This is a genomic window from Gimesia sp. (assembly GCF_048262075.1).
GTDB lineage: Bacteria > Planctomycetota > Planctomycetia > Planctomycetales > Planctomycetaceae > Gimesia.
Genome location: NZ_JBLXFK010000008.1, coordinates 124,932 through 139,232, shown reverse-complemented (window position 1 = coordinate 139,232; position 14,301 = coordinate 124,932). Strand labels below are relative to the sequence as shown.

Genomic DNA, 14,301 nt, shown 5'->3' with positions numbered 1-14,301 from the left:
TCGCCGGGGAACACTCATTTTAGCCGGAACTGAGGTCCTCTTCACTCCGGAAACAGAAAAAGCAGACAGAATTCCCAAGGATACGCGATCAGCTTCACCGGAGCGAATACTTCAGATCCTGCCAGAAATCAACGTATTTGCTGATAAAAAGGATCACATTGTTTTGCAGTAGAAACTTCTGCGAACTCAAGCCCCCCCCCTTCCTGGTCTGACAGTAATAACAGTATTTGCTATGATGAGATGAAGTAGCTTGTTATTTCAGCAAGTCATTTCATGTAATAAGAATTCGAACAAACAGGAAATTTCTGGATTGAAACCAGATTCTGAAAAGGAAGCAGATTATGTGCACACGTGCGGTTTACCTGGGGCCGGAAGGGGAGACTGTGACTGGTCGGACCATGGATTGGAAAGAAGACCTGCAGAGTAACCTTTGGATTTTTCCCAGGGGGATGTCCCGTGACGGGGGACTGGGAACTGCGTCGTTAAGCTGGACCAGTCAATATGGCTCCGTCGTCGCTTCTCTCTACGAAGGAGGAACTGCGGATGGCATGAATGAAGCGGGACTGGTGGCTAATCTGTTGTACCTGGTGGAGTCGGAATATCCTGCCGACGACGATCCGCGGCCTGCGATTGTCATTTCCGCCTGGGCACAGTATGTACTTGATCAGTTTGCGACGGTCGAGGAAGCTGTCAATGAATTGCGCAAAGAGACGTTCCGGATGGTGACGGTGGTCGCCCCCAATGGTGCCGCGGGAACGGTTCATCTCTCCCTCTCCGATCCTTCAGGCGACTCAGCCATTTTTGAATATATTGGGGGAGAGTTGAAGATCCATCATGGCCGTCAGCATCAGGTCATGACCAATTCTCCCGTTTTCGACGAGCAGATCGCCTTGAACAAATACTGGCAGCAGATTGGTGGCACGGTCATGCTGCCGGGCACCAACCGGGCAGCAGATCGGTTTGCCCGGGCCTCTTTTTATATCAATGCCTGTACGCAGACAGCCAATCCCCGCGAGGCCGCCTCCAGTGTTTTCAGCGTGATGCGGAATGTGAGTGTTCCCCGCGGAATCAGTACTCCCGATCAACCGAACATCTCCTCCACGATCTGGCGTACGGTCAGTGATCAGAAACAAAAAATCTATTTTTACGAGGACACCGCCAGCCCGGGGATGGTCTGGGTTGATCTCAACCAGATCGATTTCAGCCCCGGTTCAGGCACACGAAAACTGACGCTGGTGGGCAACTACAATCTCAGCGGCGATCAGACCGACCAGTTCCAGCCGGCTGAGCCTTTTGCTTTCATGGCGCCTGCCTGAATGGGCTTATCCTGACTTTTCAAATGTGAGAGGCTTGATCAATGCACAACAGGCCGGCTGTCGTTACTTTCACTTTTTGCAGTCTGATCCTTTCAGGGTATGTCTGTGCTGCGCCCCCCACTCCTGTCGTGGGACAACTGGTGGATGACATCCGGCTGCGGGGAACCGAGGATATCTTCCTGCAGGGTGATTACGCCTACCTTCCCTGTCGCGAAGGAAAACGGCTGACCGTCTGTTCGATTAAAGACCCGGCACATCCAGCTGTTGTTTCCAGTTTCACACATCCCCTGCTGGGGGAAGCCGCCGGTTTTGCCATGCAGGGAAACCGGATCTATGTGACCTCCATGAGCAGTCATCGGCTGCTGATTTTAGATGCCTCCGATAAGAAATCGTTACGTTTGCTCGGATCGGTGCCTGTCGGCGAAAAAGGAGCGCTCTATAAAGCAGCATACCGGGACGGTTTCTGTTTTATTCCCAATCTACACGAGAAGAAACTGTTTATTGTCGATGTACGGAACTCGAAACAGCCACGGGTCATCGGTTCTGTGATTGTGACGACGGGAAACGATGGCCCGTTCAGCGTGACTCTCCACGGGGATTATGCCTACGTAGGCACGATCTTCGGCAAACAGAATCGTCTGGCGGTTGTGGATATCAAAGCCCCAGCTCAGCCGCGACTCGTCACACAGATACTCGGTCCCGACATGGGTCACGCCAGTGGCCAGATCGCTGGTCAGAATTTCTACGCCGTCAACTGGGACCGCAACGCGTTTTTTGTTTTCGACTTGACCAATCCAGCGGCCCCTGAGCTGCAGGCAAAACTGCTCGACAGGCGGCTGGGAAAGCCCAATCGCTGTGTGGTAGAGGGAAATCGTGCCTACCTGCCGATGGTGGAGGGAGATGGTATCGCGGTCGTCGATCTTTCAAACCCGGCTCAACCCGCATTCCTGACAGCATATCATGATTCCGAGCTGTTAAAGAAAACCTATGGCGTCGCGGTGCGCGGATCGCTGCTATATGTCGCTTCCCGGGAAGGGAACAGTCTGGTAGTTCTGAACCGCGAGATGCTGGAGAGGAAGTAGGCTGTCTCATCAGCATCAGACATCGCTCGCTCTATTATCAAATCTTAACCCTGCTCCGGCCAGTTCTCATCAACGACGAACAGACGGTCGATCTCCCGACAGTCAGTCTCGACCACTTTTAAAATACTGATCATCAGCGGTCGGTCCCCTTCCTGAAAATGCACATCCAGAGTTTGCTTCAGTTCAGAGAAGGTTAATAACTTCTCAATACCTGGATCTCTGACAGCAGGGGACAACCAGTCCGGTTTTTCACGGATCTGGTAAACAGTGTCGCTATACTGCGTTTTGAGCCAGTCTAGCTCAGAAGAATATAACCAGACGCCTTTTCCATGTGCAGGTGACATCCGCTCCGGAAGTGGGGTGAGTGCTGGCAGATGAGGATTGTAAAAAATGATTCCTTTGACAAAAGCCGCACGCCGCACGACCTCAGGAAAATGCGTTTCACTCAATGGCAGTTGATAATCGAACAGCCGCCTGCACTTCTTTTCAAAGTTGTCCTTGGCGTTGGGACCGATAAAATGGCTGCCGGTCGTATTTTCAGCGGGATAATACAGATAATATTTCACAGCCGTCTCCCAGTGATTCAACTCCCCTGCTTCATCTTCAAACAGGAAATCGATTTCACCAACGGTCTGGTTCTCAACAAACAACTGTTGATTTTGCGCGACAATCTTTAACCGGCGGATCTGTTCCAGCCAGTACAGTACCAGGCCTTCAAAGTACTGCCCCACACGAAAACGGGAATAAGGCACGAGGAACTCCGACAGATCCTGTTCGTTAATCAGCGACAGATCCAAGTTCACCGAACTGCCGGGATCTTGGCTGGAATGTGAAATCAGAGAGGCGCTGGTAATGGCCCAATGCAGGTCACGCAGTGACTGTGATTTATAGAGATCATGCTGGATTGAGTCGGACTTTTTCTGATTCATTATTCCCAGTTTAAACAGTTTCGCATAAAATAACCAACCACAGTAAACGGTATCTTGATCAATACAAGCATGAGACAACGGGTCCTGTTCAATGCTCCTGGAATAAACCTGCCGTGAAATGACAGAGTCGAAATCATGCATCAGCGAATTCTGGAATTCCTTCGTCGAACTCTCATCTGGTTGAAAGGTCGAGAACCCCTGCTGCTGGTGGTCTATCTGGGTTTTGTCGTTTCCACCTGGGCCTTTATCAAAATCGCAGATGAAGTACTTGAACAGGATACCCAGGCGTTTGACAAGTGGGTCATCCGATCGCTACGACAGACAGACGATCCTGCCACCCCGATCGGACCGGTCTGGGCACAGGAAATAGGCCGTGACCTGACCGCGTTCGGGGGAGTCGCTGCTCTGGTATTCTTTACAGTGATCGTGGCGGTCTATTTGTGGATTGAAAAAAAGCCGCGCGTGATTGCACTGCTGCTGGCAGCCGCCCTGGGGGGGTTGCTGCTCAGTTCCCTGCTCAAGCATTTTATCAGTCGTCCACGTCCCGATGTGGTGCCTCATCTCTCCCAGGTCTATACCAGCAGCTTCCCCAGCGGACACTCCATGCTGTCGGCGGTCATCTATCTCACACTGGGTGCCCTGCTGGCTTCGGTCATTCCACGAACCATTTTGAAAGTATACGTGCTCAGTGTAGCGATACTGCTGACAATTCTGGTCGGCCTGAGTCGAATCTACCTGGGCGTGCATTACCCGACCGACGTTATCGCCGGCTGGATCGCGGGCCTCAGTTGGGCACTGTTCTGCTGGATGATTGCCCGCTGGTTGCAAAACCGGGATCAGATTGAAGATGATGAGACGTAGTTAAAACATAGGCCGATCCACTTCGCAGCAGCAGAAAAGCGGAAATACTCAGTTGACAATACTCAGTAACCGTGGATATAGATGAGCCTTTGGAACAGGTGATCGCATTTCCCGTTTATTCCTGATTTCATCAATATAATTGAGCCTGAATCATATGCCATTCAGCACTGACATCAAATTGCCGAAAGAACACCCGCCCCATTTCCCGGACAAATGTGTCGCCTGTGGCTTCACCGCTCCTGATTCCACCGTAGTCATCCGTGAAAGTACGATGAGTTGGGCTCTTTTTTTTGTGGGTCTTTCCGGAAAACGCTTTCATGTGCAAGCGCCTGCCTGCCGATCCTGCGAAAAACGGATCTACCTGCAGCGGGCACTCAGGCTGATAATAACCACTGTCATTGTAATCGCTGCGATTTTGATATTCCGGCCTTATGTTGCAGAACTCTTTCCCAGAGCCCTGCAAAAATGGATCTTGCTGGGAATCGCCATTCTGAGTGTCATCCCCTATGTACTCTACAATACGATTTCACCCCATGACTTCGACATCACTGTTAATGAAGAGAGTGTTATTTATGAATTTCGCAACCCGGAGATAGCAGAAGCATTCTCAATTTTTAATCTGGATGCAGAATGGATCGAGATTGATGATAATCTATCATAGTCTGTCTGCAATCACGCATTAGACTGGATCCAGTTTTATTGTAGCGCCTCCGCGGCAGTTTAGCCCGAGTATCTTAGATTGAGAGACGCTATGGTTAAATGTGATGCACTCTAAGTACACACGATCCCAGGTGAATAAGATCTCTGCCATGGTTTTCTGGAACTGGTTCAAACGTAAACCGCTGGACTTTGAAGAAGTCTTCGGTGCTCTCAGCGGCAAAAAGGCTCAGCAGTTTTACGGAACACATTTTCCAGATAAAAACTCTTATAACAGCTTCGGCATCAAACTTCCCGAACCACTGCTGCTGGATGTAGAGCCTTTATTTGATCCCGTCGAATCATTTCAGTTCTTTGGCCGTCCCTTCAAAGTCGGCAAACGCTGGATACTGGCGTATCATATGGAATACGATACGCCAACGATTGTCGTGAACCAGGACTTCCAGATCCTACTGGAAGGGTTGGGATTGGATGATTCGACAGAGGAATATTTCGTGGCGGATCATTTTCTATCGTTTCTCGACCTGCTGACCATCGAAGCAGACGAAGAAGAAGCTTGAGCGTATCCCGTTCTATTCACTCTGTGAATTCAATCGCAGAGAGTTTCGTATTACGCCTCCAGACCTGCAGGTGGATTGGTCTTCCAGCCAGTTCTTTCCGTTCGTGGCCGTCGTTCCATTTTACTGGCAGGTCAACAGAATCGGCATGAATCGCAGTGCATTCAGCGGCGGTGAACTTGACAGGAGGAAAATCGATAAACTGAAACAGGAAGAGTGAGACCATTTCAAACTAAACAACATGATGAGGTAGTATCCGTGAGGTCCGAAGCTGACTGAACGGGAAATTTATTTGTGTTGATATTGAGGGAATCTGCATTTTCTATTTCAACAGTATTATTTTATCCATTAGTATAGCAGGCAGAAAAGTCACCGGCCTTTCTTTGGCAAGTCAGAAAAGGAACAGCTGCATGTTACTGACAAATTCGCTGCTCAATCAGCTTTCAAGCGTGTTCCGGTTTCAGATCGTGTTGCTGTCGTGCCTGTTTCTAACTACCACAGCAGTCTATGCACAGGATCAGACTGAGAACGCGGCTGCACTGCTGAAATTGATTACGAATATTGAGCAGCATGAAACGTTGTACTCTGCTCTTAAACTGAACCTGACCGAAGAATACGAAACATTTCCCAAACATACGAATCCTGAGAAGCAGATTCACAGTGAAACAAAATATTCCATTCTGCTGCAGGGACGAAATTTTCGTCGACAGGAAAACTCGCAGGGACGTTACCAGATAGCATATCGCTCAGTTCCGAAAACACCCATGAAAAGTTCCCACAAGAGAACTTCAGACTCGATTGAAGTCTATAATGGAATCACCCATCGGGGACTCTGGAATAGCGCTGCCCCTTCCCCGGTAGTAGAAGAAGAAGCAGAGTATGAGAGACGAGGCCAGATTTCCGACGAAATCCCCAGTCTGTCGAATTTAGTACGTCCCCATATGTTTCTGCTGGATGGTGGATGGTCTAAGGTTCCTCTCTCAACTTACTTGAAAGGTACCAATGCGATCCTGGCTTACCCCAATCCAGGTCACTTTGATGAGAAGATCGTCATTGAAGTAGAAATTCTCGGTCAGGAGGAATTCCAGGGGTTGACGTGCACGAAAATCCGCACTGAAACAAGTCATCTCAACGGCACACGCTATGCTGGCTGCGAACTCTGGCTGGCACAAGACCGTAACCTGATTCCCGTGCGAAAAGTAAGTTATACCTACCGCTGGTCGAAAACCATTCCTGTTGCAGAATCTATTGTTGACGAGTGGCAAGAGGTCAGTCCTGGTGCCTGGTTCCCCAGGAAAGCTCACACAGATCGTTACGATTCACTCAAGATCAAGCGCGAAGGCCAACAACAACTGTCCTGGCGGAAAGCGTACAAAGTGGAAAGTATCGAATTGAATCCGACAATCCCAAAAGAGGCATTTTCTAAACTGGACTTTCCACCAGAAACGTCGGTGAGAGTCTATCGAGATGGCAAACTCATTGAGTAAGTAGAAAACGAAGTTGGGAATCATACTGAACATTTAAGGAAACACGAGATTGAACAGGTCATTATTGAAAGTGCGTCATCAAGCCATAATTCCCATCAGGATCATATTGCTGTCAGTTGCGATTCTGCCTGGAGCAAAATGTCATGCACAGGACAAGACTGAAAACAAGGAAGCATTGCAGCAACTGATTGAGGAAATTGAGCAGAACGAGAAATTGTATGCGAATTTAAAACTCGAAGTAACCAGCGTGAATGAAATGTTTCCTAAACGCAAAGAGGCCGATCGACGAATTCGCCATGTGACGAAAACAATGCTTTTCCGACACGGGGATCAGTTTCGCGAAGAGGAAACAAAACAGGGCCGATTTCAGGTTCAATATTTTGCTCCTCCGAAAAAAGAATTGAGGAAGTATTCGAATACAGGCGTCATGAAAAGAATCCAGGTTTATAATGGGGAGCTCTGTCGTAATTATTCGAGTACTGATTTAACGGCAGTCAGGAAAGATGGAAATGCAATAAAACACAGCTATGGCGATAAAACATCTGAACCGCCGCTGATGACGAATTTGGTCCGCCCCCATATGTATCTATTCTTCGGCAAAGGCCCTTATGTTCCATTGTCAACGTTCCTGAAAGGGCAAAAAGTGATCACGGCTCATCCCGGTGAAACATACTACTTTCGTGACAGCATGATCCAGGCTCAGATACTTGACGAAGAGGAGTTCGCTGGTTTTAAGTGCATTCGACTCAGCATCAAAATCGTCAACGACAACGGTATGGTTCGTGCGCGGCACGAGTTGTGGCTGGCGCGGAATCGGAACCTGATTCCTGTTCGCAAATTGAGTTTTGCCAGTCACAGGTCAGATACGATCCCTCAATCAGATTCCAGCGTCAACTCATGGCAGGAAATCGCCACTGGTATCTGGTTTCCTCATAAAGCACACCAGGAAGAGAACAGTGTTTTCATCATCAGCAAAGATAACCGGAAGCAACTGTACTGGCGAAGAGAGTACGACATTCAGAAGATTGAATTAAACCCAAAACTGCCCGAAGACATCTTTACCAGGCTGGACTATCCTCCAGGTACGATCATGAGAGTCAGATATCGGAATAATTAATTTTCGGATAGAAATATTTGGTCCACTCTTTAACAGATAAATCGATCCGACCCGGTAAAAATATTCTCCACTATTGTGATGCGACTAATCAGGACAGAATTCACCCAATGATCAGATCTTAAAAACGGCATTCGCTCAGTATTCGGAATACTATCCGTAGAAAAGGAGCTTGGAAATGTGGCTGGTAACACGATTGATACGGCATCACTTTTTTCCCGTCAGCTACAGCGTATTGCTTCTGACTGTTTTGCTTCAGCCTGTCATGGCCCAAGGCGAAGAGAAAGAACCCTCTCTCTCAGCCGAACTGCGCCAATTGATTCACGAAGTAAAACAAAACGAAGACTTGTATCAGAATCTGCAGCTCAAACTGAATACCACTGAAATTGATCATGCTGAGTTGATTGAATACGAGGGTCCCAAACCCATCAAACGTCAGTCTACCCTTTCTTTCATCAGGCAGGGGGAGAAGTTCCGACAGCAGATTGACACGAAAGGACGGTTCGTCTTGACTTTCACACTCGGACTGTACTGGCTTCAGGATGGTTATCGCGCAGCAGATCCCGCGGAGATTCATGAAAATGAAACCTGGATCCAGGTCGAAACTGGTTCCAAAGAAAGCACATCTGTATTTGATGGAACCACTTATCGCAGTTTCTGGTCAGAGAATTTCAAGACTGAGGGAAGTGAGGAACCGCCGCATATTCAAAAACGTGGCTTAATTTCGGATCGCCCCTCCAGGCTGTCGAACCAGACCAGTCCCCATCGCTTTCTATTTGAACCCGCGTATCTACCTGCCTCGCTCTCGCGCTTCCTGACTGGCAAAGAAGCCGTTCAGGCTGAAACTGGAAAGCCCGCTGCGAACACCCGCGTGACGGAAACAGGCACGGAGACGTTTCAGGAACTGAAATGCACCACACTCCGGATGGAGACCCTTGACTCGGCCGGAAAGGCCCGTTCTCGAACAGACCTCTGGTTGGCTCAAGATCGAAACATGATTCCGGTACGTAAACAGTACTTTATTTACCACGTATCAAAAAAACTCCCGATCTCAGAATCCCTCATTGAAACCTGGCAGGAAGTTTCCCCTGGAATCTGGTTCCCCAAGCAAGCACACACAAATCACTACTATGCAAGATTGGGAAAACTAGAACCAGGACAAAAACCATCAAAGCGCATAGAGTATACTTTGAAAAGCATCGAACTGGACCCGCAACTGCCGGCGGATATCTTCACCAAACTGGTCTTCGAAGCAGGAACACCAGTCACTGTCATTTCTGATGGAAGAAGAATTAAACGCTTCTGAGAATTATTACTCATGAATGCCGGCTCATTACTGAACAATACGGCTTTTACTCTTCTTCCAGCATCGGTGGGATATCGCCTTCAATCATTGGTGGTACATATTGTTCGTCTGTGATGGTAACCCTTCTTGAATCGTAGGTTGGTCTCACTCCGCTACCACCAATGGCTTGATAGGTATTCACGATTGCTGCCAGTTGCTGTTGTTTTGTTTCGATCAATACAACCTTGGCATCCTGCAGGTCACGTTGGGCCAGCAGCACCTCCACGTATTCGGCGCGGGCGTTCTGGAACAGTTTGGTTGCAACATCAACCGATGATTCAAGTACTTTCAACTGCTGCATTTTGATTTCGACACTCTTGCCGTAGTTCTCTACCTTGTTAATGCGATTTACCACTTCGGTAAAGGCATTCAGGTAATCTGCTTTAATGGCTCTTCTGTTGATCACAGGAGCCACGAGTTCGCCGATGGCATTGTATACTAAGGATTCCGGCGTAATAAACAGATACCGGGGATTGAAGGCCGAGTACCCCACGCCGGCGTTCAATACCAGGGAAGGATAGAAGCGGGCCAGGGCAACCTGTATTTCGAGTCCCGCTGCCTGCAATTCGCGTTCTGCCTGCCGAATGTCGGCACGGTTATTCAGCATCTGTGAAGGTACACCAATATTGATGGTGTGCATATTGAGTTCGAAGAAATCCACCAGTTTGCGTTCGACGGTCTGTGGGTAGCGACCTGCGAGGAAGTTGATCCGATTTTCAGTTTCAATCAGCCGCTGCTGGATAATCAGCTTTTCACTCTGGTTCTTACGAACTTCTGCCTCGAAACGCTGAACGGCTAATTCCGTTCCCTGGGCTGCTTCTTTATTCGCCTTGGCAACCTCGAGACTTCGTTCCTGTAGTCCGATGGTGATGTCCAACGTCTCCAACCGTTTGTCGAGTGCCAGCAGTTCATAATAATTCTCGGCGATTTCAGCAACCAGTCGTGTTGTGATATAGTTCCTTCCCTCTTCAGTAGCAAGATAGCGTAACGAAGCCGCGTCCCTGGAATTCCGCAGCTTTCTCCAGATGTCGATCTCCCAGGAGATATCGGCTGCGAGCAGAAAATTTGGCAGTGGCTCAGGGAATCCCTTGCCTGGGGCAATCTGCAGTTGATCTTTAACAGCACCATCACGGGTATAGCGGCCAGGTTTATCGACACCTGCCCCGGCCCGTAAATTGAGGAAAGGCAAATAAGACCCCGTCCAGGCATAAGTCTCGTTGCTGGCGATATCAATGTCCTGTGCCAGGATTTTTAATTCCTGGTTGTCGACCATTGCCTGATCAATCAACCCCGAAAGCATAGGGTCATCGAATAACACGCGGAAATCCAGTTCCGCCGAGGTTGTTTCGTCGTAACTTCCATTGAAGGTGTCGGGCATTCCCGGTCCTTCATCCGCATCTTGAAGACAGGGAATTTTGCATGACGTGAGCAACAGCATCAGAGACGAAATGACCGCAGGCCAAAAACCGAGCCTCTTAATGAGCGAGGTGGAATATCTAACTGAAAACTTCAGCTGCCTGATCCTTGACACCTTGACCAGAGTTTTAAGTTAATGGTCTACAACCACTTTCCTGTGGTATTTTTGTGAGGATTGTCAGTTCATGTCCTTAGTTATTTATGTTTTGCAGTGAGTTCACCTCGAAGTTCCCGGGGTTTATTGGATTCAGAAGAAAATTCAGGGCAAGATATTGCCCCCCAAAACACAAGATCTTGCACTTTCTGACGCAGGATAATGCAGCCCCTGCAAGGAGCTGAGCTGCGTTGTTTCTTACTAAATGATTCAAACTGTGATCTGATATCCAGCTGTGGGGACAACATTGTCTTCTGATAAAATCTCTGACCAGGATAAAAGAGTCCGCGATACAGAGCCCTCCTCTGTATTTATTCACTTCCGATCAGCCTGGATGGTATTGTTTGCTGTCTGGCAGCATCCTGACGCTCTCTATTTCAGTTCTTTTTTTGTGAGTTTTCATTTTTGAGAGATTGTGAGAGGTTGAATGAGAATTTTAATCAAGGCTGGCGCAGGATTGTCTCAGATAAGTCCAAACGTTTTGCAAATCAGGCGGGAGTGTGTCTTTCAAGCGTCCGAAAGTGGTTTGAAAACTGGTACACACGCAGAACTCCTGAAACCTCTGAATAGCGAATACTCTTTCAGACAAGCAATATTGATAGTGCTGTTTTTATCACGCATGACCTTTGATCAGTTTGATAATTCATTGCAACGCGCGCGACGCTTAACTGCGTAGTTTCTTCGAGGGCACCAAGGGATCAAGTCGAATCTGTGTGGTGAAAATCAGGCAGTGGAAAAGTAGAGAAAACGGGTCTGAACTCAAGTTGATGGAAATACTCACACTGTTCCTCGGCTCCGATTCTGCAGGTGGGTATGTTCAGCCGTGAGAGTTTGGTATAGAATATCAGTTAATGACTCATCCCCTGAACCTTTAACGCCGGTGACTGACTGTGCTGTTACGACTGTTTCTCCTGTTCACGATCATCCCCCTCGCCGAGCTGTGGTTGCTGCTCTGGCTCAGTTCGCTGAGCAGCCCGGTGGTCACTTTTGGCCTGGTAGTAGTGACCGGAATATTAGGCGCCTGGCTGGCGCGGAAACAAGGGTCGCAGGCCTGGCGAAAAATTCAACAACATATGGTACAGGGGCAGCCTCCTACGGGGGTGCTGCTGGACGGTCTGATGATTCTGATTGCCGGTGCGTTTCTCATTACGCCAGGGATCATGACCGACATGGTCGGCTTTGCCCTATTGATTCCTCCCATTCGTGAAATTCTGAAAGCCCGGGTCGGAGAATGGCTCAAACAGCGGGCACTGTTGCAGGTTCGCTCTCAGAATACTTTCTATACCAGTGGAGCCCATTTTCAGGGTTTTCAGCAATCGTCGGAGCCAAGTCATACTCCCACAGAAGAAGAAGACATCATCGATGTGGAGTTCACGCGTAAAGATTCTTCTGAAACAGAATAAACGGCTTTACAATTGCATCAGGCGGGACGTCTCATATAATCGAAAACAGGCAGATCATCGTGTCTGCATGTTAACTTCCTTTAGTTATTAACCTCTGATTCAACAGTGTCTCACACGCTACTGATCAGCTCTGCATTCCCTCCCGCTGTTTATATTCTATTCAGGAATCTGTTATGGCCTTGCTTCACTTACGATGTCTGTTCTCTGCTGTCTGTCTGCTGGCTGTGATGATGACGACTGCATCATTGGTGATGGCAGAAGAACCGTACTGGAATCAGTTCCGCGGTCCACACGCGGATGGCACATCGCAGGCAACCGGATTGCCAACCACCTGGAGCGAGAAAGAAAATATCGTCTGGAAAACCCCGGTGCATGGGCGGGCCTGGTCATCACCGGTGGTCTGGAAGGATCAGGTATGGGTCACAACTTCAACCAAAGATGGTAAAACGCTGGGTGTCGTCTGCGTCGATTTTAATACGGGAAAGATCCTGCACGATAAAAAGATATTTGATGTTGAGAAACCTCAGTATATTGATCCCAGTAATTCACACGCCTCGAGTACTCCAATTATTGAAGATGGTCGGATCTATCTACATTACGGCGCATATGGCACAGCCTGTCTGGATACGAAAACCGCGAAAGTTTTATGGGAACGACGCGACTATCCGTGCAATCACTGGCGCGGTGCTGGCTCGTCTCCCATCATCTATCAGAATCTGTTGATTCTGCAATACGATGGTTACGATTACCAGTACATTGTCGCGTTGGATAAAGAGACGGGAAAAGAAGTCTGGAAGAAAGACCGGAACATCGATTACGGGACCAAGAACGGCGACTCCAAAAAAGCATTCGCCACGCCCCGGGTGATTGAATATAAAGGCCGCGTGCAACTGATCAGTCCGGCAGCGAAAGCAACCATTTCATATAATCCGCTGACTGGAGAAGAGTACTGGAAGTTTTATTACCCACAGCACTCCGCGGCAAATCGTCCCCTGTTTGATGGCGAAAAGATTTATGTCGGCACCGGGTTCGGTAAAGCCCATCTGTATGCGGTCAACCCGGGTGGCACAGGAATTGTGACAGACACGCATGTTAAATGGATCGAACAGAAAGGCATCCCTTCCAAGCCATCGCAACTGCTGATTGACGGCCTGATATATATGATCGACGACAAGGGAATTGCTACTTGCCTGGAGGCAGAAACGGGAGACCTGGTCTGGAAAGAACGCATGGATCGGAGTTCGTTTTCGGCATCTCCCATTTATGCGGATGGTAAGATCTATGCTCCGGATCGCGAAGGTGAGACGCGAGTGTTTTTACCGGGGAAAGATTACAAGGAACTGGCTTCGAATAAACTGGACGAGGGATGTGTTGCTTCCCTGGCTGTAGCGGGTAAGTCGCTGATCCTGCGAACCGAGCATTTCCTGTATCGAATTGAAGATCAGTCGGCAGGAAAATAAGCATGCGTTAAATTACGCGTCGGCAGCGGTCACCGCGAACTCAAGCCGGACCGCGGTTTCTTTTCCAACCGAGATTTTCCCGGTGAAGAAGTAAGCTCCGCCCAGCTTTTCTGTCAACGTGACCTGAATGTCAATCGTTTCTCCCGGCTTGACCATGCGGCGAAACTTGGTGTTGTTCAAGCGGGTCGCGACAGGCACTTTACCCGTGTCTGGGGCATCCGTTTTCGCTATGAAGACTGCTGCAGCCTGCATGGCGGCTTCACACAGAATCACACCAGGCAGAACCGGGTGATCGGGATAATGCCCCTGAAAGATATCGATATCAGGCGAAACGAACTTGCGGGCGTGGATGCTGTTTTCTTCGAGCGTGATGACTTCATCGAGCCACAAAAATGGTTCGCGGTGAGGAATACAGGCTTTAATATCGTCCAGATTCACGAGAACTTTCCGTTTCGTAATTGCTTTAATTCAGATTCAATGAGAATGAGACTGTGTCAGTTTTACTGTAGCGTCTCCAGGG

The 14,301-nt window shown here is 48.7% G+C and carries 13 protein-coding genes; 10 read left to right on the top strand and 3 right to left on the bottom strand.

Annotated features, from left to right (window positions below; genetic code table 11):
• The first annotated feature begins 341 nt into the window (after positions 1-341).
• Together ACN0YH_RS16760 and ACN0YH_RS16755 are read left to right on the top strand one after the other, a co-directional pair.
• Positions 342-1,316, top strand: coding sequence for a linear amide C-N hydrolase (locus ACN0YH_RS16760; RefSeq protein WP_417380727.1), 975 nt, complete (start codon positions 342-344; stop codon positions 1,314-1,316).
• Positions 1,317-1,357: 41 nt separating this feature from the next.
• The gene (locus ACN0YH_RS16755) at positions 1,358-2,398 is read left to right on the top strand and encodes an LVIVD repeat-containing protein (protein ID WP_417380726.1); all 1,041 of its coding nucleotides are present in this window, start codon (positions 1,358-1,360) and stop codon (positions 2,396-2,398) included.
• Positions 2,399-2,442: 44 nt separating this feature from the next.
• Here the strand turns inward: ACN0YH_RS16755 and ACN0YH_RS16750 are convergent, their stop codons facing one another.
• Positions 2,443-3,468, bottom strand: a complete 1,026-nt coding sequence (locus ACN0YH_RS16750; RefSeq protein ID WP_417380725.1) for a DUF1853 family protein — start codon at positions 3,466-3,468, stop codon at positions 2,443-2,445.
• Between ACN0YH_RS16750 and ACN0YH_RS16745 the strand changes: the two genes are divergently transcribed.
• The 6 genes from ACN0YH_RS16745 (at position 3,463) to ACN0YH_RS16720 (ending at position 9,309) form a co-directional block, all read left to right on the top strand.
• Positions 3,463-4,188 carry a phosphatase PAP2 family protein gene (locus ACN0YH_RS16745; RefSeq protein ID WP_417380724.1) on the top strand — a complete coding sequence of 242 codons (726 nt, stop codon included), beginning with the start codon at positions 3,463-3,465 and terminating at the stop codon, positions 4,186-4,188. The genes ACN0YH_RS16750 and ACN0YH_RS16745 overlap by 6 nt on opposite strands.
• Before the next feature lie 154 nt (positions 4,189-4,342).
• Positions 4,343-4,849, top strand: a complete 507-nt coding sequence (locus tag ACN0YH_RS16740; RefSeq protein ID WP_417380723.1) for a hypothetical protein — start codon at positions 4,343-4,345, stop codon at positions 4,847-4,849.
• 130 nt (positions 4,850-4,979) lie between these two features.
• Positions 4,980-5,405 (top strand): hypothetical protein, encoded by a 426-nt coding sequence (locus ACN0YH_RS16735; protein WP_417380722.1) that lies wholly within the window; start codon positions 4,980-4,982, stop codon positions 5,403-5,405.
• Positions 5,406-5,812: 407 nt separating this feature from the next.
• Entirely contained in the window at positions 5,813-6,889 is a 1,077-nt protein-coding gene (locus ACN0YH_RS16730; protein ID WP_417380721.1) for a hypothetical protein, read from the top strand.
• A gap of 106 nt (positions 6,890-6,995) precedes the next feature.
• Complete coding sequence (locus tag ACN0YH_RS16725) at positions 6,996-8,006, top strand: hypothetical protein (protein ID WP_417380720.1); 1,011 nt, start codon at positions 6,996-6,998, stop codon at positions 8,004-8,006.
• 175 nt (positions 8,007-8,181) lie between these two features.
• Positions 8,182-9,309 (top strand): hypothetical protein, encoded by a 1,128-nt coding sequence (locus tag ACN0YH_RS16720; RefSeq protein WP_417380719.1) that lies wholly within the window; start codon positions 8,182-8,184, stop codon positions 9,307-9,309.
• 46 nt (positions 9,310-9,355) lie between these two features.
• Here the strand turns inward: ACN0YH_RS16720 and ACN0YH_RS16715 are convergent, their stop codons facing one another.
• Positions 9,356-10,726, bottom strand: coding sequence for a TolC family protein (locus tag ACN0YH_RS16715; protein ID WP_417380718.1), 1,371 nt, complete (start codon positions 10,724-10,726; stop codon positions 9,356-9,358).
• Between the two features lie 1,082 nt (positions 10,727-11,808).
• Here ACN0YH_RS16715 and ACN0YH_RS16710 point away from each other — a divergent pair.
• Together ACN0YH_RS16710 and ACN0YH_RS16705 are read left to right on the top strand one after the other, a co-directional pair.
• Positions 11,809-12,321 (top strand): FxsA family protein, encoded by a 513-nt coding sequence (locus ACN0YH_RS16710; RefSeq protein WP_417380717.1) that lies wholly within the window; start codon positions 11,809-11,811, stop codon positions 12,319-12,321.
• Positions 12,322-12,494: 173 nt separating this feature from the next.
• Positions 12,495-13,781, top strand: coding sequence for a PQQ-binding-like beta-propeller repeat protein (locus tag ACN0YH_RS16705; RefSeq protein ID WP_417380716.1), 1,287 nt, complete (start codon positions 12,495-12,497; stop codon positions 13,779-13,781).
• Between the two features lie 12 nt (positions 13,782-13,793).
• Here ACN0YH_RS16705 and ACN0YH_RS16700 read toward each other — a convergent pair whose 3' ends face one another.
• Positions 13,794-14,219 (bottom strand): 3-hydroxyacyl-ACP dehydratase FabZ family protein, encoded by a 426-nt coding sequence (locus tag ACN0YH_RS16700; RefSeq protein ID WP_417380715.1) that lies wholly within the window; start codon positions 14,217-14,219, stop codon positions 13,794-13,796.
• Between the last annotated feature and the right edge of the window lie 82 nt (positions 14,220-14,301).

Bases quoted from the DNA above. Each gene is read 5' to 3' on its own strand.
- ACN0YH_RS16760 (WP_417380727.1), top strand. From the start codon at position 342: ATGTGCACACGTGCGGTTTACCTGGGGCCGGAAGGGGAGACTGTGACT.
- ACN0YH_RS16755 (WP_417380726.1), top strand. From the start codon at position 1,358: ATGCACAACAGGCCGGCTGTCGTTACTTTCACTTTTTGCAGTCTGATC.
- ACN0YH_RS16745 (WP_417380724.1), top strand. From the start codon at position 3,463: ATGCATCAGCGAATTCTGGAATTCCTTCGTCGAACTCTCATCTGGTTG.
- ACN0YH_RS16750 (WP_417380725.1), bottom strand. From the start codon at position 3,468: ATGCATGATTTCGACTCTGTCATTTCACGGCAGGTTTATTCCAGGAGC.
- ACN0YH_RS16740 (WP_417380723.1), top strand. From the start codon at position 4,343: ATGCCATTCAGCACTGACATCAAATTGCCGAAAGAACACCCGCCCCAT.
- ACN0YH_RS16730 (WP_417380721.1), top strand. From the start codon at position 5,813: ATGTTACTGACAAATTCGCTGCTCAATCAGCTTTCAAGCGTGTTCCGG.
- ACN0YH_RS16720 (WP_417380719.1), top strand. From the start codon at position 8,182: ATGTGGCTGGTAACACGATTGATACGGCATCACTTTTTTCCCGTCAGC.
- ACN0YH_RS16715 (WP_417380718.1), bottom strand. From the start codon at position 10,726: ATGCCCGACACCTTCAATGGAAGTTACGACGAAACAACCTCGGCGGAA.
- ACN0YH_RS16705 (WP_417380716.1), top strand. From the start codon at position 12,495: ATGGCCTTGCTTCACTTACGATGTCTGTTCTCTGCTGTCTGTCTGCTG.